Annotated in this window: 12 protein-coding genes; 6 read left to right on the forward strand and 6 right to left on the reverse strand. The window is 60.7% G+C overall.

Annotation, left to right across the window (positions count from 1 at the left end; genetic code table 11):
* Window positions 1-8: 8 nt before the first annotated feature.
* Window positions 9-1493 (reverse strand): sodium/proline symporter PutP, encoded by a 1485-nt coding sequence (putP, locus tag BBI10_RS02890; RefSeq protein ID WP_065986581.1) that lies wholly within the window; start codon window positions 1491-1493, stop codon window positions 9-11.
* 431 nt (window positions 1494-1924) lie between these two features.
* Between putP and putA the strand changes: the two genes are divergently transcribed.
* Both putA and BBI10_RS02900 read left to right on the forward strand, forming a co-directional pair.
* Window positions 1925-5878: a trifunctional transcriptional regulator/proline dehydrogenase/L-glutamate gamma-semialdehyde dehydrogenase gene (putA, locus tag BBI10_RS02895; protein ID WP_065986583.1), complete on the forward strand. Its 3954-nt coding sequence runs from the start codon at window positions 1925-1927 to the stop codon at window positions 5876-5878.
* 134 nt (window positions 5879-6012) lie between these two features.
* On the forward strand, window positions 6013-7815 hold the full coding sequence (locus BBI10_RS02900) for an acyl-CoA dehydrogenase (RefSeq protein WP_065986584.1): 1803 nt from the start codon (window positions 6013-6015) through the stop codon (window positions 7813-7815).
* 16 nt (window positions 7816-7831) lie between these two features.
* On the opposite strand, the gene BBI10_RS02905 is transcribed toward BBI10_RS02900, so the two are convergent.
* Window positions 7832-12268, reverse strand: a complete 4437-nt coding sequence (locus BBI10_RS02905) for a dermonecrotic toxin domain-containing protein (protein WP_065986585.1) — start codon at window positions 12266-12268, stop codon at window positions 7832-7834.
* Between the two features lie 234 nt (window positions 12269-12502).
* On the reverse strand, window positions 12503-15082 hold the full coding sequence (locus BBI10_RS02910; protein ID WP_065986587.1) for a dermonecrotic toxin domain-containing protein: 2580 nt from the start codon (window positions 15080-15082) through the stop codon (window positions 12503-12505).
* Between the two features lie 266 nt (window positions 15083-15348).
* Here BBI10_RS02910 and BBI10_RS02915 point away from each other — a divergent pair, with 266 nt between their 5' ends.
* From BBI10_RS02915 to selO, 3 genes are read left to right on the forward strand one after another with little or no spacing between them, the layout of a single operon-like run.
* Entirely contained in the window at window positions 15349-17091 is a 1743-nt protein-coding gene (locus tag BBI10_RS02915) for a potassium/proton antiporter (RefSeq protein WP_065986589.1), read from the forward strand.
* Between the two features lie 35 nt (window positions 17092-17126).
* Window positions 17127-20495 carry a mechanosensitive channel MscK gene (gene mscK, locus BBI10_RS02920; protein ID WP_065986591.1) on the forward strand — a complete coding sequence of 1123 codons (3369 nt, stop codon included), beginning with the start codon at window positions 17127-17129 and terminating at the stop codon, window positions 20493-20495.
* A 48-nt stretch (window positions 20496-20543) separates the two neighbouring features.
* Window positions 20544-22007: a protein adenylyltransferase SelO gene (gene selO, locus BBI10_RS02925; protein WP_065986593.1), complete on the forward strand. Its 1464-nt coding sequence runs from the start codon at window positions 20544-20546 to the stop codon at window positions 22005-22007.
* A 17-nt stretch (window positions 22008-22024) separates the two neighbouring features.
* On the opposite strand, the gene BBI10_RS02930 is transcribed toward selO, so the two are convergent.
* From BBI10_RS02930 to BBI10_RS02940, 3 genes are all read right to left on the reverse strand, one after another.
* A complete protein-coding gene (locus BBI10_RS02930) occupies window positions 22025-22426 on the reverse strand; it encodes a helix-turn-helix domain-containing protein (RefSeq protein WP_065986595.1) in 402 nt (133 codons plus the stop codon).
* The gene (locus BBI10_RS02935) at window positions 22423-22716 is read right to left on the reverse strand and encodes a type II toxin-antitoxin system HigB family toxin (RefSeq protein ID WP_065986597.1); all 294 of its coding nucleotides are present in this window, start codon (window positions 22714-22716) and stop codon (window positions 22423-22425) included. The genes BBI10_RS02930 and BBI10_RS02935 overlap by 4 nt, the downstream gene beginning before the upstream one ends.
* Before the next feature lie 77 nt (window positions 22717-22793).
* The gene (locus BBI10_RS02940) at window positions 22794-23735 is read right to left on the reverse strand and encodes a hypothetical protein (protein ID WP_065986599.1); all 942 of its coding nucleotides are present in this window, start codon (window positions 23733-23735) and stop codon (window positions 22794-22796) included.
* A gap of 397 nt (window positions 23736-24132) precedes the next feature.
* On the opposite strand from BBI10_RS02940, the gene trxC reads away from it, so the two are divergent.
* Window positions 24133-24567 (forward strand): thioredoxin TrxC, encoded by a 435-nt coding sequence (gene trxC / locus BBI10_RS02945; RefSeq protein ID WP_065986601.1) that lies wholly within the window; start codon window positions 24133-24135, stop codon window positions 24565-24567.
* The last annotated feature ends 113 nt before the right edge of the window (window positions 24568-24680 follow it).

Consider the following 24680-nt stretch of genomic DNA (forward strand, 5'->3'; position numbering starts at 1 on the left):
GGCGGCCTTTACGCCGCCTTGTACTCTTTTTCTGCTGCTTCAAAGCGCGTCAGCATGCCCGGCGTCGGGCCTTTACCGACGACGCTGAACAGCACGATCGCGATGCTGGCGAAGATGAAGCCGGGGATGATTTCGTACAGGCCCAGCAGCTCGAAGTGCTTCCACACCACGACGGTAATCGCGCCGACGAGAATCCCCGCCAGCGCGCCGTTGCGGGTCATGCCTTTCCAGATCACCGAGATCAGCACCACTGGCCCGAATGCCGCGCCGAACCCTGCCCAGGCGTAGCTGACCAGACCCAGCACGCGGTTTTCAGGATTTGCGGCCAAGGCGATCGCGATCAGCGCAACCAGCAGCACCATGGCCCGGCCTACCCACACCAGCTCTGTCTGGGACGCGCTTTTGCGCAGAAAGGCTTTGTAGAAGTCTTCGGTCAGCGCACTTGAACAGACCAGCAACTGACAGCTCAGCGTGCTCATGACCGCCGCAAGAATCGCCGACAGCAGCACACCGGCGATCCACGGGTTGAACAGGATCTTGGCCAGCTCGATGAAGACGCGCTCGTGGTTTTCAGTCACGGGCCCTGCCACCTCCGGATGCGCCGAAAAGTACGCGATGCCGAAGAAACCCACGGCAACGGTGCCACCCAGACAGAGGATCATCCAGGTCATGGAAATACGGCGGGCCTTGGCAATCGACCTGACCGAGTCAGCGGCCATGAAACGCGCCAGGATGTGCGGCTGACCGAAGTAGCCCAGGCCCCAGCCCATCAGCGAAATGACGCCGATGAAAGTGGTGTTCTTGAGCATGTCGAAGTTGCTCGGGTCCTGCGCTTCGATGGCCATGAACGTGGTGTCGACGCCACCGGTCGCCAGCAGCACGATGATCGGCGTAAGGATCAGCGCGAAGATCATCAGGGTGGCTTGCACGGTGTCTGTCCAGCTGACGGCCAGGAAGCCGCCGATGAAGGTGTAGGCGATCGTCGCCGCAGCGCCGGCCCACAAGGCGGTTTCGTAGGACATCCCGAACGTGCTTTCGAACAGCCGCGCGCCAGCGACGATGCCGGAGGCGCAGTAGATCGTGAAGAACACCAGAATCACGATGGCGGAAATCACCCGCAGCAGGCCGCTGTTGTCTTCAAAGCGGCTGGAGAAGTAATCCGGGAGGGTCAGCGCATCGCCGTTGTGCTCGGTCTGTACCCGCAGGCGACCGGCGACGAACAGCCAGTTCAGGTAGGCCCCGATGATGAGCCCGATGGCGATCCAGCTTTCCGACAGACCGGACATGTAGATCGCGCCCGGCAAGCCCATGAGCAGCCAGCCGCTCATGTCCGATGCACCGGCTGAAAGCGCCGTGACCACACTGCCGAGGCTGCGCCCGCCGAGAATGTAGTCCGAGAGATTATTGGTGGAGCGGTAGGCCATGAGTCCTATGAGGACCATCGCGGCGATGTAGATCACGAAGGTGATCAAGGTAGGGTTGCTGACACTCATCGGTTAGGTTCCGGCGTTGTTTTTATAGGCGCGAGCAGAGCGACGTTCTCCTGAGGCATCAGGTTCGCAGCAAGGCTGCTCGCGTATGTTGCGGGCTGGCAAAAAGTTCGCCGCTGCACACCGCTTGAATGCACCAAAGCGGCGCATCCTAGAGGACATCCCGGAGCAGGTGCAACCCGAAAAAAGACTTCACTGAGCTTTTTTACAAATTAGATCAAAGTGCCACATATGCCGTGTTTACGGGGAGCCGCCAAATAGAGCCCTGCCCTGCGGGGCACCTCAACGGAGCTGAATCAGGGCGGTTCGGCTCAATACGGGGCACCCGTGAAACACTTTGAAAAAAGCGGTTGCACCCGGTTGCACCCTTGCAGTCGCACAGCTAATCTTGCCGCAGCTAAGCCACATGACCGTGGCTGTCATGAGGATAAGAAATGGCCACCACCACCCTCGGTGTCAAACTCGACGACCCCACCCGTGAGCGATTGAAAGCGGCGGCGCAGTCCATCGACCGGACGCCCCACTGGCTGATCAAGCAGGCGATCTTCAATTATCTGGAGAAGCTCGAGGGCGGTGCGACGCTGAATGAACTCAGTGGACAAGGTGGCAAAGACGCCGACGATCAGGGTGACCTGCCCGCCGAAAATGGCCATCAGGCATTTCTTGAATTCGCCGAAAGCATTCTTCCCCAGTCGGTGTTGCGCGCTGCGATCACCTCGGCCTACCGCCGCCCCGAGCCTGAAGTGGTGCCGATGCTCATCGAGCAGGCGCGCCTCCCTGCGCCGATGGCCGATGCAACGCACAAGCTCGCCGCGTCGATTGCCGAAAAGCTGCGTAACCAGAAGAGCGCCGGCGGGCGCGCCGGCATCGTCCAGGGCCTGCTGCAGGAATTCTCGCTGTCATCCCAGGAAGGCGTGGCACTGATGTGTCTGGCTGAAGCCTTGTTGCGCATCCCCGACAAAGGCACCCGCGACGCGTTGATCCGCGACAAGATCAGCACCGGCAACTGGCACCCGCATCTGGGCAACAGTCCGTCGCTGTTCGTCAACGCCGCCACGTGGGGCCTGCTGCTGACCGGCAAACTGGTCAGCACCCACAACGAGGCCGGCCTGACCTCCTCGCTCAGCCGCATCATCGGCAAGTCCGGCGAACCGATGATTCGCAAGGGCGTGGACATGGCCATGCGCCTGATGGGCGAGCAGTTCGTCACCGGCGAAACCATCGCCGAAGCCCTGGCCAACGCCAGCAAGTTCGAGGCGAAAGGTTTCCGTTATTCCTACGACATGCTCGGCGAAGCAGCGCTGACCGAGCACGACGCGCAGAAATACCTGGCGTCCTACGAGCAGGCCATCCACTCGATCGGCAAAGCTTCCCACGGCCGTGGCATCTATGAAGGGCCGGGCATCTCCATCAAATTGTCCGCCCTGCACCCGCGTTACAGCCGGGCGCAATACGAGCGCGTGATGGACGAGTTGTACCCGCGCCTGCTTTCGCTGACCTTGCTTGCCAAGCAATACGACATCGGCCTGAACATCGATGCCGAAGAAGCCGACCGCCTGGAGCTGTCGCTGGATTTGCTCGAACGCCTGTGCTTCGAACCGCAACTGACCGGCTGGAACGGCATCGGTTTTGTCATTCAGGCCTATCAGAAGCGCTGCCCTTACGTGATCGATTACGTCATCGACCTGGCACGCCGCAGCCGTCATCGCCTGATGATCCGTTTGGTGAAAGGCGCGTACTGGGACAGCGAAATCAAGCGCGCTCAGGTCGAGGGCCTGGAAGGCTACCCGGTCTACACGCGCAAGGTTTACACCGACGTTTCCTACATCGCCTGCGCGCGCAAACTGCTGTCGGTGCCGGAAGTCATCTACCCGCAGTTCGCGACCCACAATGCCCACACGTTGTCGGCGATTTACCACATTGCCGGTCAGAACTATTACCCCGGTCAGTACGAGTTCCAGTGCCTGCACGGCATGGGCGAGCCCTTGTATGAGCAGGTCGTAGGCAAGGTCGCCGACGGCAAGCTGAACCGGCCGTGCCGGGTGTATGCACCGGTCGGCACCCACGAAACGCTGTTGGCGTATCTGGTGCGTCGACTGCTGGAAAACGGCGCCAACACTTCCTTCGTCAACCGCATCGCCGACCAGTCCATATCGATACAGGAACTGGTGGCCGACCCAGTGTCCAGCATCGAGCGTATGGCGACTCAGGAAGGTGGTTTCGGCCTGCCGCACCCGCGCATTCCGTTGCCCCGCGACCTGTACGGCAGCGAACGCGCCAACTCGGCCGGCATCGACATGGCCAACGAACATCGTCTGGCGTCGCTGTCTTCGGCCCTGCTCGCCACGGCGCACAACGACTGGAAGGCCGGCCCTATGCTGGGCAGCCCGGTCAGCGCCGGCACTGAAGCGCCGGTCCTGAACCCGTCCGATCTGCGTGACGTGGTTGGCCACGTGCAGGAAGCGAGTCTGGAAGACGTCGATAACGCCCTGCTCAGCGCCCTGAGCGCCGGCCCGATCTGGCAAGCGACGCCGCCTGCCGAACGTGCCGCCATCCTTGAGCGCGCCGCCGACCTGATGGAAGCCGAGATTCAGCCGTTGATGGGCCTGCTGGCCCGCGAAGCCGGCAAGACCTTCGCCAACGCTATCGCCGAAGTGCGCGAAGCCGTGGATTTCCTGCGCTACTACGCGGTGCAGGCGCGCAATGATTTCAGCAACGACGCTCACCGCCCGTTGGGCCCCGTGGTATGCATCAGCCCGTGGAACTTCCCGCTGGCGATTTTCAGCGGTCAGGTCGCCGCAGCCCTGGCGGCGGGCAATCCGGTACTCGCCAAACCCGCTGAACAAACACCGCTGATTGCCGCGCAGGCCGTCCGCATTCTGCTCGAAGCCGGTATTCCCGAAGGCGTGGTGCAACTGCTGCCAGGCCGGGGTGAAACCGTCGGCGCGCGACTGGTCGGCGATGATCGCGTCAAGGGCGTCATGTTCACCGGCTCTACCGAAGTTGCCCGCTTGCTGCAGCGCAACGTCGCCGGCCGTCTCGATGCCCAGGGCCGGCCGATTCCGCTGATCGCTGAAACCGGTGGCCAGAACGCGATGATCGTCGATTCCTCGGCGCTGACTGAGCAAGTGGTCATCGACGTGGTGTCCTCGGCGTTCGACAGCGCCGGTCAACGCTGCTCAGCGCTGCGCGTGCTGTGCCTGCAGGAAGACTCCGCCGATCGTGTCATCGAGATGCTCAAAGGTGCGATGGCTGAGAGCCGCCTCGGCAACCCGGAACGCCTGTCGGTGGACATCGGTCCGGTGATCGATCAAGAAGCCAAGGCCGGTATCGAGAAACATATTCAGGCCATGCGCGACAAAGGCCGCACTGTGTATCAGGTCGCCATTGCCGACAGCGACGAGATCAAGCGCGGCACCTACGTGATGCCGACGCTGATCGAGCTGGACAGCTTCGACGAGTTGCAACGGGAAATCTTTGGCCCGGTACTGCACGTCGTGCGCTACAAGCGCCGTGAGCTGGACACGTTGATCGCGCAGATCAACGCCTCCGGTTATGGCCTGACACTGGGCGTGCACACGCGCATCGACGAGACCATCGCCAAGGTCATCGACAACGTCAACGCCGGCAACATGTACGTCAACCGCAACATCGTTGGCGCCGTGGTGGGTGTGCAGCCGTTCGGTGGCGAAGGTCTGTCGGGGACCGGTCCGAAAGCCGGTGGACCGCTGTATCTGTACCGTTTGCTGTCGACGCGCCCCGCCGACGCCGTGCAGAAATCCTTCGCCGCCCGCGATGCACAACAGGCGCCGGACACCCGCATGCAAGAGGCGATGCTCAAGCCGCTGAATGCGCTCAACGCCTGGGCAGGCACTCAGCAACTCAGCGGCCTGGAAGCGCTGTGCAGCCAGTTCGCCGAGCAATCCCAAAGCGGCGTGACCCGCACGCTCATGGGCCCCACCGGCGAGCGCAATAGTTACAGCATCCTGCCCCGTGAACACGTGTTGTGCCTGGCCGAGGATGAGACGGATCTGCTGGCGCAACTGGCCGCCGTGATGGCGGTGGGCAGCACGGCGATCGTGCCGGACGTTGAGCCGGCCAAGTCACTGCGCAACCGTCTGCCGAAGGACGTTCAGTCGCGCATCAAGCTGGTCGCCGACTGGCACAAGGATGAGGTCGCCATTGACGCGGTATTGCACCACGGTGATTCCGATCAGTTGCGCGCCATCTGCGAACAGGTCGCTCAACGCAGCGGCGCTATTGTCGGCGTTCACGGCTTGTCCAAAGGCGAAACCAACATTGCATTGGAGCGCCTGGTGATCGAGCGTGCGCTGAGCGTGAATACCGCAGCAGCGGGCGGTAACGCGAGCCTCATGACGATCGGATAAGTGCAGGGGGTGCGCAGGTCATCCGACCTGCGTTCACCCCCCGTTTGATCGCCCCATCACCCGCATCAATCATCCTGTTCACCCCTCCCCCTCGCCCCTAGACTCGACGGCATTCCCAAGAAAGGTACGCCGCCATGTCCGAGACGCTGCTCAGTTCACGCAATCTGGCTTTCGAGCTGTATGAAGTGCTGGACGCCGAGGCGCTGACCCAACGCGAGCGTTTCGCAGAGCACAGTCGGGAAACCTTCGAAGCGGCGATCAGCACGGCACGCAACGTCGCGGAGAAATACTTCGCGCCCCACAACCGTAAAAACGACGAGAACGAGCCGCGCTATGAGAACGGCGCAGCGGTGCTGATCCCGGAAGTAAAACCCGCCGTGGACGCTTTCCTCGAGGCTGGTTTTCTCAATGCCGCCCGGGACTTCGAAGCCGGTGGCATGCAGCTGCCGACCCTGCTTTCTCAGGCCTGCTTTGCCCACTTCCAGTCCGCCAATGCCGCGACGGCGTCCTACCCCTTCCTGACCATGGGCGCGGCAAATCTGATCGAAAACTTCGGCACCGATGAGCAAAAGCGGCGCTTTTTGCAACCGATGGTCGAGGGTCGCTTCTCCGGCACTATGGCTTTGACCGAGCCCCACGCGGGCTCGTCGCTGTCAGACATCCGCACCCGCGCCGAGCCCGCCGCAGACGGCAGCTATCGCCTGCGCGGCAACAAGATCTTTATCTCGGGCGGCGATCACCCGCTCTCCGAAAACATCGTCCACCTGGTCCTCGCCAAACTGCCCGACGCACCAGCGGGCGTTAAAGGCATTTCCCTGTTCATCGTCCCCAAGTTTCTGGTTAACGACGACGGCAGCCTCGGTGAGCGCAACGACGTCATCCTGGCCGGCCTGTTTCACAAGATGGGCTGGCGCGGCACCACGTCTACCGCGCTGAACTTCGGCGACAACGGCAACTGCGTCGGCTACTTGGTTGGTAAGCCCCATCAAGGCCTCAGCTGCATGTTTCAGATGATGAACGAGGCGCGCATCGGCGTCGGCATGGGCGCAGTCATGCTGGGTTATGCCGGTTATCTGTATTCACTGGAATACGCCCGCGAACGCCCCCAGGGCCGACTGCCTGACAGCAAGTCACCGGACGGCGCGCCGGTGTCGATCATTCAGCACGCCGACGTGAAACGTATGCTGTTGACGCAAAAAGCCTACGTCGAAGGCTCGTTTGACCTGGGTCTGTACGCCGCTCGCCTGTTCGACGACACGCAAACGGGCGAGAGCGAGGAGGTGCGCAAACACGCCCACGAGCTGCTCGACCTGCTGACGCCCATCGTCAAGTCCTGGCCCTCGGAGTTTTGCCTGAAGGCCAACGAACTGGCGATCCAGATTCTCGGCGGCCATGGTTACACCCGGGAGTACCCGGTGGAGCAGTACTACCGCGACAACCGCCTGAACCCGATTCATGAAGGCACCCATGGCATTCAGTCGCTGGACCTCCTGGGCCGGAAACTGGCGCAAAACGGAGGCGCCGGGCTCAAGCAACTGATTCGTTTGATCGCTGATACCTGCGAGCGCGCGCAGGCCCATGAATCGCTGACGGTATTGCGACAACCCTTGGAGCAACTGGTCACCCGCCTGCAAGGGGTCACACTTGGATTGCTCACCGATCTGGGCCAGGGCAAGGTCAACGCGACACTGGCCAACTCGGCGCTGTACATGAAGGCGTTCGGGCACGCAGTGATTGGCTGGCGCTGGCTGGCGCAGGCGATTCGCGCCCAGGAAGGGTTGGAGAAGAACGACGAAGCCGATAGCGACTTCTACAAGGGCAAGTTGCAGGCCGCCCGGTACTTCCTGACATGGGAAGTACCGGGCTGCCATCATGAACTGGCGATCCTCGAGCGCCGGGATGATGCGTGCCTGACGATGCACGACGCGTGGTTCTGAGGGCCGCGCTCACCTGCTACCAGTCGTGTCCATTTCCGATTTCGACAGGCGCTTTGCGTTTGAACGGGAAGAAGTGATCCTGCAATGCTTCCAGCTGCCGCTGAAACGCGGCGGAGCGAACGGGCAGGTGACTGGGCGGATCGATGCCCAGGTGATAGTAGTCCGGCCGCTGCTCTCGCAATACATCGTTGAACAGCGCCGGGCCCGTCAGCTCGAACACGGTTTTGCGGTACCCCTTCATCGCCTGCGAGGTCAGCAACTCGGTGACCGGCGTGGAACGATCAACCGTGGGAGGGGGCGTCTCGAAAAACCCGGGCTGCGCCTGGTTTCGCAAGGCCAGCTCTTCGCTGAGACGAGCAAGCACAGGGTTTCCCGCATGACTGGCGAACAGGCTATTGCCATAGCCGCGAAAATCCAGCGAGGGCACAGCAACCGCTTTGCCGAGCAGCAAGTCGCCATGGGCCGCCTCAAGATGAACACCGTTGATGGAAGCGGTCAGCACATCATCGGAGTCCATGTAGATGCCTCCGTAGGCGTCGATCAGGGGATAACGGAGGATGTCGGAGGCGGCAGCATAGTTTTTACCTGCACCGCCTCGTGCCTCGCGATACAGCGCCTGATGCCTGCCGCGAAGGAACGCGGCGAAGAAATTCTCATCCTGCAGGTTCGACACCGCCAGCGACGGCGCACGACTTTTCACGCTTGCGCGAATGCGATTCAGCGTTTCCTGACTGTCGACATCCACATGCAAAACAGACTGAAAATCCGGGCTGCGATTTGCGTTTCTGATGAGGTTTTCCATGCGGGCTTCCTCCAGCGGCTGATCGCCCACCCAGATGTAGTGAATCTTTCTCGGTATCGGCTTGAGGTGAGTGGGCATCGTGGGCAGCCGTGGCAGTTCGACCACCTCGACGTTGGCGTGCGGGTTGATAGGCTGGGGTTCATCCAGCACGCTTCGCGACTGCCAGTCTCCATTCTGGTCCAGCCTCAGCCCTCTTGAGTCGGTGCCCGGAAGCTTCCAGGTTTTCGCGTCGTCATCGTAAATGACCCCGCGCTGTCTGCCATCGATCATGATCGAATAACGCCCGCCAGACGTGCTGACGCCGTCGATGGGAATCGCCACCTTGATCGCGGGGGCATCCGGCTGCAGGAAACCACTCTGGGTCGGTGGCAGGACCTCGGGCAGATCAACGATCGAGACGCCCTCAGTGGGGGCCGCCGCCTCTCCCCGGAGGTTTTCGCCACCCGGCTCGATTTTCAGTCGGTTGGCGAAGGGCAGATAAAACCGCTCCACTTCCTCCAGACGTTCCGAATACGCGACGGAGAGTATGTTGCTGGTCGCCCGATAGTTTCCGGTCAGCAGCCCCGCATAATCGGGCCGGGACGACTTAATGACGTCCAGGAACAAACCGGGTCCCGTGATACGGGACACTTCGGCGAGATACCTCTTGGCGTCCGAGGACGAATGTTTGAGGGCCCTCAACGCCTCTTCCCCCAGTTTGAATCGCTGGTGCAACGCTGTCTCCATCGCTCTGAGCACCGGATTGTCCCGATGGCTGGCAAAGTGACTGTTTGCAGGGCCGACGTGCATGAGCGTTTCGGAGTTGACTGACCTGCCCACCAGCACATCGGAAGGGCCTGCGGCAAGTGCCTGGCCCTTGAACGACTGGGCCAGGACATCATCGCAATCCATGTAGATGCCCCCGTACTCCCTGATCAGGCGGTACCTGAGCACATCCGCAGCGGCCGCAAGGTTCTGGTTGTGGCCATGACGGAAGTAGGCGTACGGCTCGGCACTTTCCTGTTCGTACAGGGAAAAGCCATCGAAGAACTGCTCGTCCTGGAGGCTCGAAATGGTCATCTGGGGAAAGCTGGAAAATTCAGCCTGCAACTGCTGCTCGGCGGTCAAGCCGTCCACTGTTGCGGAGTAATCGATATCGACATGAAGTGCGAACTTGAGATCCGGACTGGTCCTGATGTTCTGTTTGATCGTTTCGATCAGGTCTGGTCCGGGCAATCCATCGCCTAACCAGATCTGATGAATCGTGCGATCGATGGGCAAAGACTTCGCAGACACGCCTGGCAGCCGCGGAAATGTGTAAACCGTGTCATTCACACCGGCGCGAAGGCGGCCTTTGACGCTCAGATAACGACGCTCGTCCCCCACGCTCCACTTGCCGTTGTTATCCAGCCAAAGCAGCTCCTCAGTGACTTTATGTCTCCAGCACGCGACGTCAGCATCGTAATAAACGCCCGTACCTTCCGGCGTATTCATGGCGTAAAACCGATGGACCTGATGACCGGAACTGTCAGTCAGCGTCCTCTGCTCAATGCCATCCATCGGCACATCGATCTGAACCCGGGGCTGTGCCCGAACGCGCTCGACAGGCGCAGTCACGCCCTGGTCTTTCGTGGAAGCCGCTGTGACGGCATCGCCATAGCTTTCCCCTCCCCGCAGTCCTGGCCTCAGGTCCAGGTCTGAATAGAATCCATTAAGGCGCTTGATATAAGGACCTTTGATGGCCGCGTCTTCGGGAGAGAAAATCCTGTACTGCTTGACCGAATCGACCCGCTCGACCCGGTAGATCTTCGAATGAATCCTGGCGAAATAAACGGTCTCGCCTGACGCCGGATCGACGGATTTGTACACGGCGCCGACGTCATCGCGTGTCCAGCTGCCCGAAAGATCAAGGGGCTCGCTGTACTCGAACCGGGTCAGTTCCGCCCGTAAACGTGGGGGCAACGATCGAAGGCCCTCTGGCTCAACACCAAACGCCTTCGCGCTGTCATAACCTGCTTCGTGCTGGGTTTTGCGCAGCAGGCGACTGTGCTCTTCCTGCGCCAGTCGGGCCTCTCGTGCGCTTGCATCTTCGTTGGCTCGCTCGTGCGCCTGCTGCGCAATCTCCTCATCGATCTCCTGCTGTTGTGCAGACGCTGCCGCTTTCTGCTCGGCGCTCCGACTGTCGATCACCTGCCCCACTTCATCTGCTGCACCCGGAACGACTTCGCCTGCACGCTGCGCCGCAGCGGCTGCGTCAATAATCTCCACGGCGCCCTGGGCAATGGCCGGCACCGCATTCAAAACACCGAAGACAAGGCGGCCAACACCGTTTTTTCGTTCTTCATAGGTCTTGCCCTCGATCACCTCGTCTGCCCCTAGCCCCAGAAGCGCGACCGACATCGCCGCCAATGGCAGCCACAGCTCGGGCACGACCATTGCGATGGCTCCCGTGACGCTGATGGCGGTGGACAACCGCTGCGCGAGCACCTCTTTGCGGTAGTCGCTTTGCGTGCGAATACTCAGCGCCGCATCAGAGCGCTGACGATCCTGCAGGCTTTGGCGAAAGTGGGAAAACGGCCAAGGGGAAAGTGCGGCACCGAGCGCGATCTCCCGATAAGGGGGCCAACTGCCTGTCGCACCGTTCAGCAGGTGCGGAAAGACCGCAAGACCGGCCAGCGTCGTATGGAGACCGCTCAGAAAAAGACCGTCGCTGTCGTCTTCAAGTTTGAAGTGACGCTCCAGGGCCTGCCGTTTGCGGGTGTCTTTACACTGCAGCGCGATCCAGTTCTGTAGCGCTGTGAGATCGTTGAAGCCATGAAAAGGCGACGAGTTGCCGGGGATATAAACCACTAGCCGGCCTGTCTGTTCATCCCTGATCACAATGATGTCGGTCGCTGCATAGCGATACAGAATGAGTTCGCGGAACGTGAACGCATGGGAAAGAGGTGCATCGCGGAATGATTCGAATGTCAGTTGCTCCCAGGCTTGTGACGGATCGAGGCCCAGGGACTTGAGCACCAGCGCTTTGTCCTCCTGGCTCATCGAGCCTTCGGAATGCTGGATGTAGGCTGACTTGAGCAAGGCAGCCTTGAGAAGCAGGTTGTAGTCACCGCCATGCTGTTCCCAGAACGTGTCGAGCGTCCTCTCGTAGTGATCGAGCAATGCGTTATCCCAGACGAAGGCCTTGAACGCCTTGGGGTCGATGGACGTGTGGGTGGAGGCATCAAATCGCTGCGGGGAGGTTCTGCGATAAACGGCCTCATAGGCGAAACAATCCGGAAGGTTCAGAGGCGTGGGCGAGACACGTGCGGGATACCCTCCCTCGCGATACGACTGCACGTGACCCAGATGATCAAACCAGTCGCCGTTACCTGCCTGCTGCCAGTTATGCATCAGCGCGTCGGTCAGCGTGAAGGCGTGAGCGATGTTGGCTCGCTGGGGCGCAGCATCCTGACCATTGAGGTACAGCGTGGTGATCAGCAATTCATCAGGGTCAGTTTCTTCCGGGAAGTGCTGGAGCAGGTAGGCTTGCGCCTGCGTGCGTGCGTAGTCATGGGGCGATTCGTACCGCACGTGCTGCTGACCGAGCCAGTCGCTCAGCAGCGTGGCGTGAGCGTCGACTTCTTTCCCGGGGGCAGGCTCGACGGGCCACCCGTCTTGGTCGCGCGGCACGGGTGGCTCATTCCAGCCACTGTCTCCCCAGTCTTCGCCTCGCTGGCCACCCCAGCCCGAAGGTCGCGAGCTGTCGCGGCTGCGCCCAAGCGCGTCAGCTCTGCGCTGCAGAGCGGTCGTATCCTTTCTGTCTTTCATAACCCGACATCCTGTCAGTGAGTGAGCCCTTAGAGTCCACCGACAGGCACGCCGGGCCGCCATAGATAATTATTGCTTACGAAATGAGCAGGCAGTTCAGGGTTGTTGAGACGGGAAAAAACAATCGACCAACACCCGCCCGGCGCTTCCCAGTCGGGCCGCGTAACCCTGGCGACTGAAAGGCTCTGCGGTTCGCATGTCGAGCAATTTTCGGCCCGGGACCGGACCGGTGACTTCGCGCAGCTGTACTTTCATGAACCGATAAAACGTCCCGATCACTTGCTCGATGCTGTCGATCTGAAAATAGTGCCCGGGCAAAAAGATAGCCTCAGCCTCGTCCGGACTCGCGGAGAACGGCGCGATGGGTGCCGCGCCCAAGTACTGTTTTTCCGGCAGCACAAACACCACGCTGGTGTCGTCGAAACGGACCGGGGTATTCGTGGCACTGGCATGGGCGCCTGCCTGACTGCTGGCAAAAGTGCGCGCCTGATAGGGATTTTCGCTGAACGAGGTGATGTCGGTATTGACCAGCACATCGCCCACGGTCACCTCGCCGGTGCGAAAAAAGGCCCCCGACGTACCACGCGCCCCACTGCCGCCGCGATACAGTGCGACGTCATTGTTGTACCCCAGCGTGCTGACATCCTCGACGAGCTTTTGTACCAGCGCGACTTGATCGGAATAGATCGCCACGCCGGTTCGCAAAAACTGGTTATACGCATCGTCTTCGTGGGTGTAGTGCTTGATGGAAGAGCCGACGTATTCACCGTCTGCGGTCTTGAACACGCGATGCTTGGCGCCCCACTGATCAAAATGCACGTCTTCACCCTCGGAGTCGGTCGAGACTATTTCCTGTGGCTCCATGCAGAACACTTCCACCACGGCCTTTTGCCGGGCCAGAGCGGCCTCGGAATACAGCTGCTCATCAAACAGGTTGAGCTGCATGAAGCGATCCCAGAATGCCGATTGCACGCTGGAAAAGGGCGTCGCAGGCGGCGAAGTGACCGCCAGGGCGCCGGCGTCCATGGGTGCACCGCCAGCAAGGCCCGGGATGGGAAGCCGTTCCCACCGGCCTTGCCCATCGAACCGAACCGGGCATCTGCCACTGAACGCAAACGGGTTCTGGGGATCGACGATGACCCAGCTGCCCAGGCTTTCATCGAGGCTCAACCGATACGCCTGCCCGTCGATGAACGCCCATGTCTCGCCATTGCCCAGCCGATATGTCCCTTGATAGAGCCCTTGCTCCGAGACCGGCGTCAGCGATTCAAGGGCAACGTTGTTGCTCATGCCGGACAAAGGATCGGTGGCCACGGGAGTCGGCAGGGCATCGGCACCTGCGCTCAGCCCCGTTGGGCTTCGGGGCCTCATGGGTTCCCTGACATCAGCCCCCAGGCGCGACAGCAGCGGCAGGTTCACGAACAGATAAATAGCGCTGGCGATGGCGCCCAAGATACCCCGCCTGCGTTGTTCGGCGTTTTTAGCGTTGACCGCCTGATCGATGCTCAATCCGGTGCTGATCAGGCTCGCGCCCACCACAGCCAATGCCAGCGGCCAACCCAGCGGCGCCAGATTGCCGAACACGGAGAGAAAGGCGTTCAGATACCCCAGCCAGATCTGCTTGCGAAGGTCGCTGTTATCGGTCAACAGGGTGGTGGCGTCAGCGGTCATGTCGTGACGGGCGACATCACGAAGATAGGCGAACGGATCACCCGGAATCGGTGCCGCCCCGCGATTGACCCCCGCGTTATCGTGGTCGCTCATCAGCAGTTGAGTCACATCGCGCTGAAACGCACCGCGGTGCGTGTCCCAATCGCTCGCCGAATGCAGAAAGCGAGCGCAAATAGCCTCTCGAGTGCCAAGGGAAAGGAACTGCGCCTTCAACCATTCGTACACCTGTTGATGGGTATCGAAGCAGTAGAAAGGGGTTTGCGCACCGCAGACATAGAGGATCTGACGGCCACCCTCATCGACAACACGCAAAATGTCCCGAGCCTTGAACGCGCCCAGTTCCAGATGGAACACCGATACCGCTGACGTCGCAGGCGCGGGCTCACGCAGCTGCTCAAGCGTCACAGAGTCACCCCCGGCAGTCAGGACGCTGCGCAGTGCGTCGAAATCCGTCGCCGACAACAGACCTCTGCTCAGGCTTTCTCCCGCAGACGCCAAGTAGCGCACCTTGGCAAGCACGCAGAAGTTGTCGCTGTGCTGAGCCCAGAACCGGTCCATCTGGCGCCGGTAGCCCGCACTGAAATCGAGGGCCCAGAAATCGTTGAGCACCTCTGCCGGAAGCATGCGCACTTCATTCTGTTCATTGAAAACGCCATGTTCGGGGCCGTCGGTGTAGAAACCGCCATACACCGCCAGCTCGTCCGGGGCTTGCTGCTCGCTAACGTCGAAACGGCGAATCACCAACTCGGTCATCGTCATCGACTTCACCGCCTTACCAGCATGCTGCCATCCGGTAAAAGACCGTGAACTGCTGCTGGCGGTTGAGAAACGATGCCAATACACCTGATCAGGATCCAGATGCTTACCGGTGTGCCTGAAAATGATGTTCTGCGCAGCGGACCTCGCCAGCGCGTTGAGATCGGGGTAATCGGCGACATAACGGCTCGCCATTTTTTTGAGCTGACGCTCATCCGATTCGGGTAATGGGTGGGCTTGTACGTTCATGGTGATCACTTCTTCTGGATAGAAACAGAAGGTGACCAGAGTCCACGCCAGTGACTGGCATAAATAGGTATTACCGCCGTCATCTGGGAAACCTGTATGCACAGCGGCATGCGAGTGGCAGGGCGGGCCCTGCGGCAACATTAGCCCACCCATCTGGAATTACGCTTTGACAGCCATGCAATTCAACAGGTTAAATCCCTTGGCACGCGGACTGCATGGTCAGTTCGCGCCCTCGCTTGTTCGAATTCGTTTCTGGAGTACCGCCCTTGGATGCCACGACCATCAACAGCCTGTTCCTGATCGGCGCGTTGCTGGTGGGTGCAAGTATTCTGGTCAGCTCGCTGTCCTCCCGCCTCGGCATTCCCATTCTGGTGATCATCCTCGCCGTCGGCATGGTGGCGGGCGTCGATGGCGGCGGCATCATCTTCGATAATTACCCAACGGCCTATCTGGTCGGCAACCTGGCGCTGGCGGTCATCCTGCTCGATGGCGGCTTGCGCACGCGGGTGGCGAGCTTCCGGGTTGCACTTTGGCCCGCCTTGTCGCTGGCGACGGTCGGGGTGCTGATCACCACGGGGCTGACCGGCATGGTTGCCGCCTGGCTGTTTGACCTGAACATCATCCAGGGCCTGTTGATCGGCGCCATCGTCGGTTCCACAGACGCCGCCGCCGTGTTCTCGCTGCTGGGCGGCAAAGGCCTCAACGAGCGGGTGACCGCCAGCCTTGAAATCGAATCCGGCAGCAACGACCCGATGGCGGTGTTCCTCACGGTCACGTTGATCGACATGTTGTCCAGCGGACAAACCGGCCTGCACTGGAGCCTGCTGGGCCACCTGATTCAGGAATTCGGCATCGGCGGCATCATCGGGCTGGGCGGCGGCTGGATCATGCTGCAACTGGTCAACCGGATTAATCTGGCAAACGGCCTGTACCCAATCCTGGTGGTCGCCGGTGGTCTCGTCGTCTTCGCACTGACCAACGCCATCCACGGCAGCGGCTTCCTCGCGGTTTACCTGTGCGGTCTGGTACTGGGCAACAAGCCGATTCGCAGCCGCCACGGCATTCTGCACATGCTCGACGGCATGGCCTGGCTGGCACAGATCGGCATGTTTCTGGTACTGGGCCTGCTGGTCACGCCCCATGATTTGCTGCCGATCGCGCTGCCGGCGCTGGGCCTGGCGTTGTGGATGATTCTGGTGGCGCGGCCGCTGTCGGTGCTGGCGGGGCTGCTGCCCTTCCGGGTGTTCCACGGTCGCGAAAAAGCCTTTATCGCCTGGGTAGGCTTGCGCGGCGCGGTACCGATCATTCTGGCGGTGTTCCCGCTGATGGCCGGCCTGCCCCATGCGCAGCTGTACTTCAACCTCGCGTTCTTCATCGTGCTGGTGTCGCTGCTGGTTCAGGGCACGAGCCTGCCGTGGGTGGCGAAATGGCTGAAAGTGACGGTGCCGCCTGATCCGGCGCCGATCTCCCGCGCGGCGCTGGAAGTCCATGTCACCAGCGAGTGGGAGCTGTTCGTGTATCGCCTTGGCGCAGAAAAGTGGTGCATCGGCGCCGCATTGCGCGAGCTGAAAATGCCCGAAGGCACGCGGATCGCAGCGCTGTTCCGTGGTCAGCAACTGCTCCACCCGTCGGGTAGTACGGTGCTGGAAGTCGGCGATCTGCTGTGCGTCATCGGCCACGAACACGACCTTCCTGCACTCGGCAAGCTGTTCAGTCAGGCGCCGCAGCGGGGTCTGGATCTGCGCTTCTTCGGCGACTTCGTTCTCGAAGGAGACGCTGAGCTGGGGGCTGTCGCGGCACTCTACGGCCTGAAACTCGACGGGCTGGATCCGGGGATGCCGCTGAGTCAGTTCATCATTCAGAAGAATCGCGGCGCGCCGATCGTGGGCGACCAGATCGAATGGAATGGAACTATTTGGACAGTTGCGGTTATGGACGGGAACAAGATCCTCAAAGTGGGCGTCAGATTCCCCGAAGGAAGCCGCCCGGGCCCCGGGCTGTTCCTTTAAACTGCCCCCATTTCTGCTCGCTCGACCCGGTGTCTATGTTCACGCTGCGAAACCTTTTTGCCTCGGCTCTGCTTGGGCTTTGCCTGTCGTCCGTACCGGCGCATGCCGCCGATACGCCTCCCCTGTCCAGCGAGGCCGTCCAGCGCAGTCTGGACAAGATCGCCGACCGCAAGCTGACCGCTGACGACCAGAAAGCGCTGCAGCAGGTGTTGGAACAGACGCTGACGTTTCTGTCCAGCCAGAAGGACAACCAGCAGAAGCTGGAAGACCTGAAAAAGCAGCTTGCCGATGCACCCCGACAGACCACCGAGAACCAGCGCGAGCTGACCAAGCTCAAAGCCAGCAAAGTCATACCGGTCGCGCAGCGTTACGCCAATCTGGACGTGCCGCAGCTTGAGCAAGTACTGAGTCAGCGCAGCGCCCAGCAGGCTGATCTGCAGAAAGCCCTCAATGATGCCAACAGCCTGACCATCACTGCGCAAACCAGACCAGAGCGCGCCCAGGCCGAGATCAGCAGCAGCCAGACGCGCATTCAGGCCATTAACAGCATCCTCAAGTCCGGCAAGGACGGTGGCAAGACCATCAACGCCGACCAGCGCAACGCCTTGAACGCTGAACAGGCCTCGTTGAATGCATTGATTGCCCTGCGTCGTCAGGAGCTCGCCGGCAACAGCCAGTTGCAGGACCTCGGCGGCAGCCAGCGCGACCTGCTCACGGAAAAGGTCAATCGCCAGGATCAGGAAATCCAGGACCTGCAAACGCTGATCAACGAGAAGCGTCGCGCCCAGTCCCAGGAAACCGTGGCGCAGTTGTCCCTCGAAGCGCAGAAAGCAGGCGGCAGCAGCCTGCTGGCGACCGAAAGCGCCGCCAACCTCAAGCTCTCCGACTACCTGCTGCGCGGCACAGACCGCCTCAACGAGCTGACCCAGCAGAACCTGAAAACCAAGACCCAGCTGGATGCCATCACGCAAACCGATCAGGCGCTGGACGAGCAGATCAACGTGTTGAGCGGCAGCCTGCTGCTGTCGAAAATCCTCTACAAACAGAAGCAGTCGCTGCCCAAGCTCAAACTCGACAGCGGCCTGGCTGACGAAATCGCCGACATTCGCCTGTACCAATTCGAGGTCAATCAGCAGCGCGAGCAGATGAGCAGCCCAAGCGCTTACGTCGACACGCTGCTGGCGACGCAGAAGCCGGAAGACGTCACGCCTGCGCTGCGCAAGACGCTGCTTGATCTGGCGACCACGCGCAGCGACCTGCTCGAGCGGCTGAACCGCGAGCTCAGTGCGCTGCTCAACGAATCCATCACCCTGCAGCTCAATCAGAAACAGCTGGTCAGCACGGCCAACAGCCTGCGAGCCACCCTTGATGAGCAGATGTTCTGGATTCCGAGCAACAAGCCGCTGGACCTGGAGTGGTTCGAGCGCATTCAGCCGCGACTCGTCAAACAGGTGACCACCCTGCCCTGGACGTCCAGCGTCAGCGAGCTGTATGACGGGCTGACCCAGCGTCCGCTGATCTTCCTGCCGCTGTTTCTGGTGATCGGCGCGCTGATGTGGAAACGCAAGGCGCTGTACGACAAGCTCAATCGACTGCACGCCGACATCGGCCACTTCAAACGGGACCGGCAGTGGCAGACGCCGCTGGCCATTTTCATCAACGTGCTGCTGGCGATGCCGTTGTCGCTGACCCTGGCGGTGTGTGCGTTCGCGCTGCAGATCGACGCCCGCGGGCAGAACATCAATCTGGGTTCGGCACTGCTGCAAGTGGCGCTGGCCTGGCTGGTGTTCTACACCGCCTACCGGATTCTCGCGCCGGGCGGCGTGGCGCAATTGCACTTCCGCTGGGAAAAACCGCAAGTGGAATTCCTGCGCGGCTGGATCCGTCGTCTGGGTCTTGTGGTGCTGGCGCTGGTGACAGTGGTCGCGGTGGCCGAGCACGAACCTTCAGCGCTGGCCGACGACGTGATCGGCATCGCCGTGGTGCTGAAGTGCTACGCCCTGATGACTTGGCTGCTCGCGCGCCTGCTGCTCACCAGCCCGACCCACCACAGCGCTTCACTGTTTCGCCGCGCAGTGGGTCTGGTCTTTACCGCCCTGCCCGTCGCGCTGTTCGTCGCCGTATGCTTTGGCTATTACTACACCGCGCTGAAGCTCAGTGATCGCCTGATCGACACGCTGTACCTGCTGATGCTGTGGCTGGTCATCGAAGCCGCCTTCGTGCGCGGGCTGAGCGTCGCCGCTCGCCGTCTGGCGTACCAGCGCGCGCTGAGCAAACGTCAGGCCGCGAAAGAAGCCGGAGAAGGCGAAACTCTGATCGAAGAGCCGACGCTGGACATCGAGCAGGTCAACCAGCAGTCGCTGCGACTGATTCGTCTGGCACTCATCGCAGGCTTCATCGGCGCGCTCTACTTCGTCTGGGCCGACCTGATTTCGGTGTTCTCGTACCTCGATAACATCACGCTGTACGAGTACACCAGCGGCACGGGCGCCAACATCAGCATGGTGCCGATCAGCCTCGGCGATTTGATCGGCGCCCTGGTGATCATCGGCATTACCTTCGTTTTGGCCGGCAACTTGCCGGGCCTGCTGGAAGTGCTGGTGCTGTCGAAGCTCAACCTCAAGCAGGGCAGTTCGTACGCGACCACCACATTGCTGTCGTACACCATCGTCGGCGTGGGGTTTGTCTCCACGCTGTCGGCCCTCGGCGTGAGCTGGGACAAGCTGCAATGGCTGGTGGCGGCGCTGTCACTGGGCCTGGGTTTCGGCATGCAGGAGATCTTCGCCAACTTCATCTCCGGGATCATGATCCTGTTCGAACGCCCGGTGCGGATCGGCGACACGATCACCATTGGCGCCCTGTCGGGTACTGTGAGCAAGATCCGCATCCGCGCGACCACCATTACTGACTTCGACCGCAAGGACATCATTGTCCCGAACAAGACGTTCATCACCGGACAACTGATCAACTGGTCGCTGACCGACACGATCACCCGCGTGACGCTGAAGCTGGGCGTGGATTACGGCTCGGATCTGGACCTGGTGCGCAGCCTGCTGCTCAAGGCCGCCCGTGATAATCCGCGGGTCTTGAAAGAGCCCGAACCGATCGTTTACTTCCTCAATTTCGGTGAAAGCACCCTCGACCACGAGCTGCGCATGCATGTGCGTGACCTGGGCGACCGCAATCCAGTGCTCGACGAGATCAACCGGTTCATCAACAAGGAATTCAAGAAGCAGCACATCAATATCTCGTTCCGGCAGATGGAGGTTTACCTCAAGAATATGCAGGGACAGGAGTACAAGATGGTGCCGGTCGAGCCAGAGCAGAAAACCATCACGCCGACCACTGTTGTGCCTCCAGCGCCAAAAGATGCTCCGGAGCCGCCCGAAGTCAGGCTCGACTGACCATGGAAAACCCAGCAGAATGGTCGGACATTCTGCTGGAGGCATCCCTTGAAAGCCCTCGACGAGCTGACTTTCGATAATCGTTTTGCCCGTCTGGGTGATGCGTTTTCCACCACCGTGCTGCCCGAGCCCATCGCCGACCCGCGGCTGGTGGTTGCCAGCGAAGCGGCCCTCGCGTTGCTCGATCTGGACCTCGCTCAGGCAGAACAACCTCTGTTTGCTGAAATTTTCAGCGGTCACAAACTGTGGGCCGAAGCCGATCCGCGGGCGATGGTTTATTCGGGTCATCAATTCGGTTCGTACAACCCGCGCCTGGGTGATGGCCGCGGTTTGCTGCTCGGCGAGGTGTATAACGACGCCGGCGAACACTGGGACCTGCACCTGAAGGGCGCCGGACAGACACCGTACTCGCGCATGGGCGATGGTCGTGCTGTATTGCGCTCGTCGATCCGCGAGTTTCTGGCCTCAGAAGCTCTGCATGCCTTGGGCATCCCGACCAGCCGCGCGGCCTGTGTGATCGGCTCCAGCACCCCGGTGTGGCGCGAAACCCAGGAGCGTGCGGCGATGGTGCTGCGATTGGCGCAAAGCCACGTGCGCTTCGGCAGCCTCGAGTACTTCTTCTACACCAAACAGCCGGAACAGCTGAAGCAACTGGCCGATCACGTGCTGTCCCTGCACTACCCCGAGTGCCTGGAACAGCCCGAGCCGCACCTGGCGATGTTTCGCGTGATCGTCGAGCGTCAGGCCGAGCTGATTGCCAAATGGCAGGCCTATGGCTTCTGTCATGGCGTGATGAACACCGACAACATGTCGATTCTCGGCATCACCTTCGACTTCGGCCCGTTCGCGTTTCTGGATGACTTCGACCAGCATTTCGTCTGCAACCATTCCGATCACGAAGGCCGCTACTCCTTCAGCAATCAGGTCCCCATCGGCCAGTGGAACCTCAGCGCATTGGCGCAGGCGCTTACGCCCTTCGTCAGCGTCGAGGATTTGCGCGGGGCGCTGGACCTGTTTCTGCCGCTGTACCAGGCGCATTACCTGGACCTGATGCGTCGACGTCTGGGCCTCACAACGGCGGAAGAAGATGACGCTGAGCTGATCGCGCGCTTACTCCAACTGATGCAGAACAGCGGCGTCGACTACACCCTGTTTTTCCGCCAATTGGGGGAGGAATCAGCTGACGTCGCGGCAGGCACGTTGCGCGACGACATCGTCGACATGCTCGGCTTTGACGCCTGGGCCGACGCCTACAAAGCCCGCATCGCCCGCGAACCCGAGTCCAGCCAACAGGATCGCCGCACGCGCATGCACGCGGTTAATCCGCTGTACATCCTGCGTAACTACCTGGCCCAACGCGCCATCGAAGCGGCCGAACAAGGCGATGACAGCGAAGTCCGCCGCCTGCATCAGGTGCTGTGCACACCGTTCGATGAGCAGCCTGGAATGGAGGGTTATGCACAGCGTCCTCCGGATTGGGGGAAGCATCTGGAGATCAGTTGCTCGTCGTGAGTGGGGGTGAGTTGAGGTCAGATAAAGACCTCTGCCGGCACGCCGAAACGTTCCGAAATCTTGCGGATCTGCTTGAGGGACAACTGGCGCTCGCCTGAGAGTATTTCGGAAATGACGGACTGATTCCCCACTTCAGGCATGTCGCCTTGGCCAAGGTTGTGCTCGTGCATCAGGTAACGCAGCGTCTCGGAGCCTGAGGCCATAGGCATGGGCCGATGCTCATGGTCATAGGCTTCAATCATTTCGCTGACCAATATGGCGAGACGATTCAGAGGGTGCTGCTCATCCTCTCCGATGATCTCCAACAGTTCGTCGAGCCCGCTGACAAGCAGGTCATATTCAGCTTCCGTTTCAGGCCGAGTCAGCAATGGCGCCAAGTGATGCCAGTGCTCCGCAGCCTGTTTAATGAGCGCGCTCATTGCTCATACCTCCATTTACCTTTGTCGTATTCACGATGGTCGAACACATGCTTTATGTACAGCCGCTGCGCTGAGTAGTTAACCGACGCAATCAGCCGGATCTTGTTCCCGCCGATATCAAAAACATGAAATCTTCCCACTTTATCTGTAGAGGGCAACACCGCTCTCATCGCACTAAAATCGTTCAGCCTGGATGCTTTGATTAAGCGGTACCAAGCGTCCAGAGCCGTTGCCGATTGTGGCCATCTCTTTTTTGCCTCCCAGATTCGCTTTTCAGTGATGACGTGCATTTCCCTACCGTTGTGCGTGCAATATCCAGCTTAGCGACCCATCCGACCATTACCAACTGCAATGGCCGGAGCATTTTTTATCCTGCTGCCTTCTCATTCCTGGTCGTGGTACCCACTTGCTCAACTTGCGTACCGGAATTCGCAGCCGCTGGCTTTTCAAGTCCGTGCGCCGCCGTAGCTGGCTCAGGTGAACTACGAGGCGCGAACTTCTTCGTGTAGGCGATGTTGTTTGGGTCGGCTTTCTTGTCTTTGCTGGTGTCGACGATGCCGGCCAGAATGTCATAGAGGGTCAATTTGCGGTCCGCCGCCTGACGTCCAAAAGCGCCCGGCAGGCTGGGCAGCGTCGGGGCACTCTTGATTCGCGCCTCCAGAATGGCTTGCGCTCCCTTGGGATAACTCACCGCCCTTTCAATCGCGGGCAGCGACTTGAGGTAGCTCAGAGCGTCGTTGTAGAACCGGGAGGCCTTGCCCGTCCGGGCTTGCTCGATCACTCCCCCGTTTATCGCAACCTTGCGCCAGTCCTCGTCCATCTTCTGCACGCCCTGCCAGGCCGCACGCCGTTCGTTGAGCGTGAAGCTTGCGCTGTCGTCAAAGGCAATCAGGTTCAGTTGTTCGCGGGAGAGGTTCTCGAACGGGCTCTTGGCGTTCTTGTCGCCCGCCAGCGTCCGGGTCACGAACGCACTGGCCTCGCGCGCACGGTCCAGCAACTCAGGGTCGTTCGTCTTGGGCACTTCCATCGCCCGGGTGCCGCTGTTGGCCGCGCGGCCTTCGATCAAAAACTCATTGATGCGATTACGCCCGTATTGCCCCAATTCGGCATGGGTCATCCCTGCGTCTCTCTTCTCGGCTCGCGCTGCGCTCTCGTTCAACTGAGCCGCCAGTGTCGAAAACGTCGCTTTGTCGGCAGTCGCCGGTGCGGCCTTGTCGACAGCTTTTGGATCGCTGGTCGCGACAGTGCCGAGGGCTTGTGTTTTGTTCGCGACAACCGCTGCAACGGCGGCCTGGATCTGGCTGATCATGGGCGACTCCCTGGCTATGAGATGACAGGGGCCGACGCGCATATTCGTCAGTCAGCCCCTCGCGTCGACACTAACGACGGGCAGGGAGGGCGAACAGTTGGGCGAACGGGGGATGCTTTCGGATAATTAGCGCTTGGGGATTCGGCTTAACGCGCGCAGTCAGGGGCTGGGACCAAGGATGAAAGGGGAGCTTGTTGCTTCTTCAGGTTTGAGATTTTGTGAGCGAGGGGTACCCCAGCGAGCGATGAAAAGGTGAGCCAGCTCACACCTCGGATTTGAGGTAGCCAACGAAGCCAGCCATTTACGACGACCCGGCGATAACGGTGAAACCGTAAAGCTTGATAACTCACCCCGCCGGCTCCACCTAGTAGTCATCAACCCTACTCAGGCCTCTGCCATGTCCGATTCCCTGCTGATCCCATGCCCGCATTGCAACGGGCTCAATCGCATCCCTGCCGCGCGGGTGTCCGACCAGCCGAAATGCGGGCGTTGCAAGCAGCCGGTTTTGCTGAGCAAGCCGTTCAACCTGACACAGGGCGATTACGCCAGTCAGATAAAGGGCGATCTGCCGCTGTTGGTGGACGTCTGGGCCGAGTGGTGCGGGCCGTGCAAATCCTTCGCGCCGACGTTCGAGCAGGCGGCCACTCAACTGATCGGGCGTGTTCGCCTGGCGAAGCTGGACAGTGAAGCCAATCAGCAGCTTTCCGCGCAACTGGGCATTCGCTCGATCCCGAGTTTGATCCTGTTTAAGGACGGTCGTGAAGTTGCCCGGCAGAGTGGCGCGATGCCGTTGCAACAGCTGATGGCCTGGCTGACCAGTCAGGGAATATGAAAGGCGTTTCCTCGGCGATCGAAGTGCGTGACAGCTAGCGCTGTAGGGATGTTCTGAAAGCGCTTCTTGGCCCCGAGTCCGTCGAATTCTGCGTCTAGGCTTCGCCATTCCTA

This window comes from Pseudomonas graminis (genome assembly GCF_001705435.1).
In the GTDB taxonomy this organism is placed as follows: domain Bacteria; phylum Pseudomonadota; class Gammaproteobacteria; order Pseudomonadales; family Pseudomonadaceae; genus Aquipseudomonas; species Aquipseudomonas graminis_B.

Bases quoted from the DNA above. Each gene is read 5' to 3' on its own strand.
- putP (WP_065986581.1), bottom strand. From the start codon at position 1,493: ATGAGTGTCAGCAACCCTACCTTGATCACCTTCGTGATCTACATCGCC.
- BBI10_RS02935 (WP_065986597.1), bottom strand. From the start codon at position 22,716: ATGCACGTCATCACTGAAAAGCGAATCTGGGAGGCAAAAAAGAGATGG.
- putA (WP_065986583.1), top strand. From the start codon at position 1,925: ATGGCCACCACCACCCTCGGTGTCAAACTCGACGACCCCACCCGTGAG.
- mscK (WP_065986591.1), top strand. From the start codon at position 17,127: ATGTTCACGCTGCGAAACCTTTTTGCCTCGGCTCTGCTTGGGCTTTGC.
- BBI10_RS02900 (WP_065986584.1), top strand. From the start codon at position 6,013: ATGTCCGAGACGCTGCTCAGTTCACGCAATCTGGCTTTCGAGCTGTAT.
- BBI10_RS02910 (WP_065986587.1), bottom strand. From the start codon at position 15,082: ATGAACGTACAAGCCCACCCATTACCCGAATCGGATGAGCGTCAGCTC.
- BBI10_RS02930 (WP_065986595.1), bottom strand. From the start codon at position 22,426: ATGAGCGCGCTCATTAAACAGGCTGCGGAGCACTGGCATCACTTGGCG.
- BBI10_RS02940 (WP_065986599.1), bottom strand. From the start codon at position 23,735: ATGATCAGCCAGATCCAGGCCGCCGTTGCAGCGGTTGTCGCGAACAAA.
- trxC (WP_065986601.1), top strand. From the start codon at position 24,133: ATGTCCGATTCCCTGCTGATCCCATGCCCGCATTGCAACGGGCTCAAT.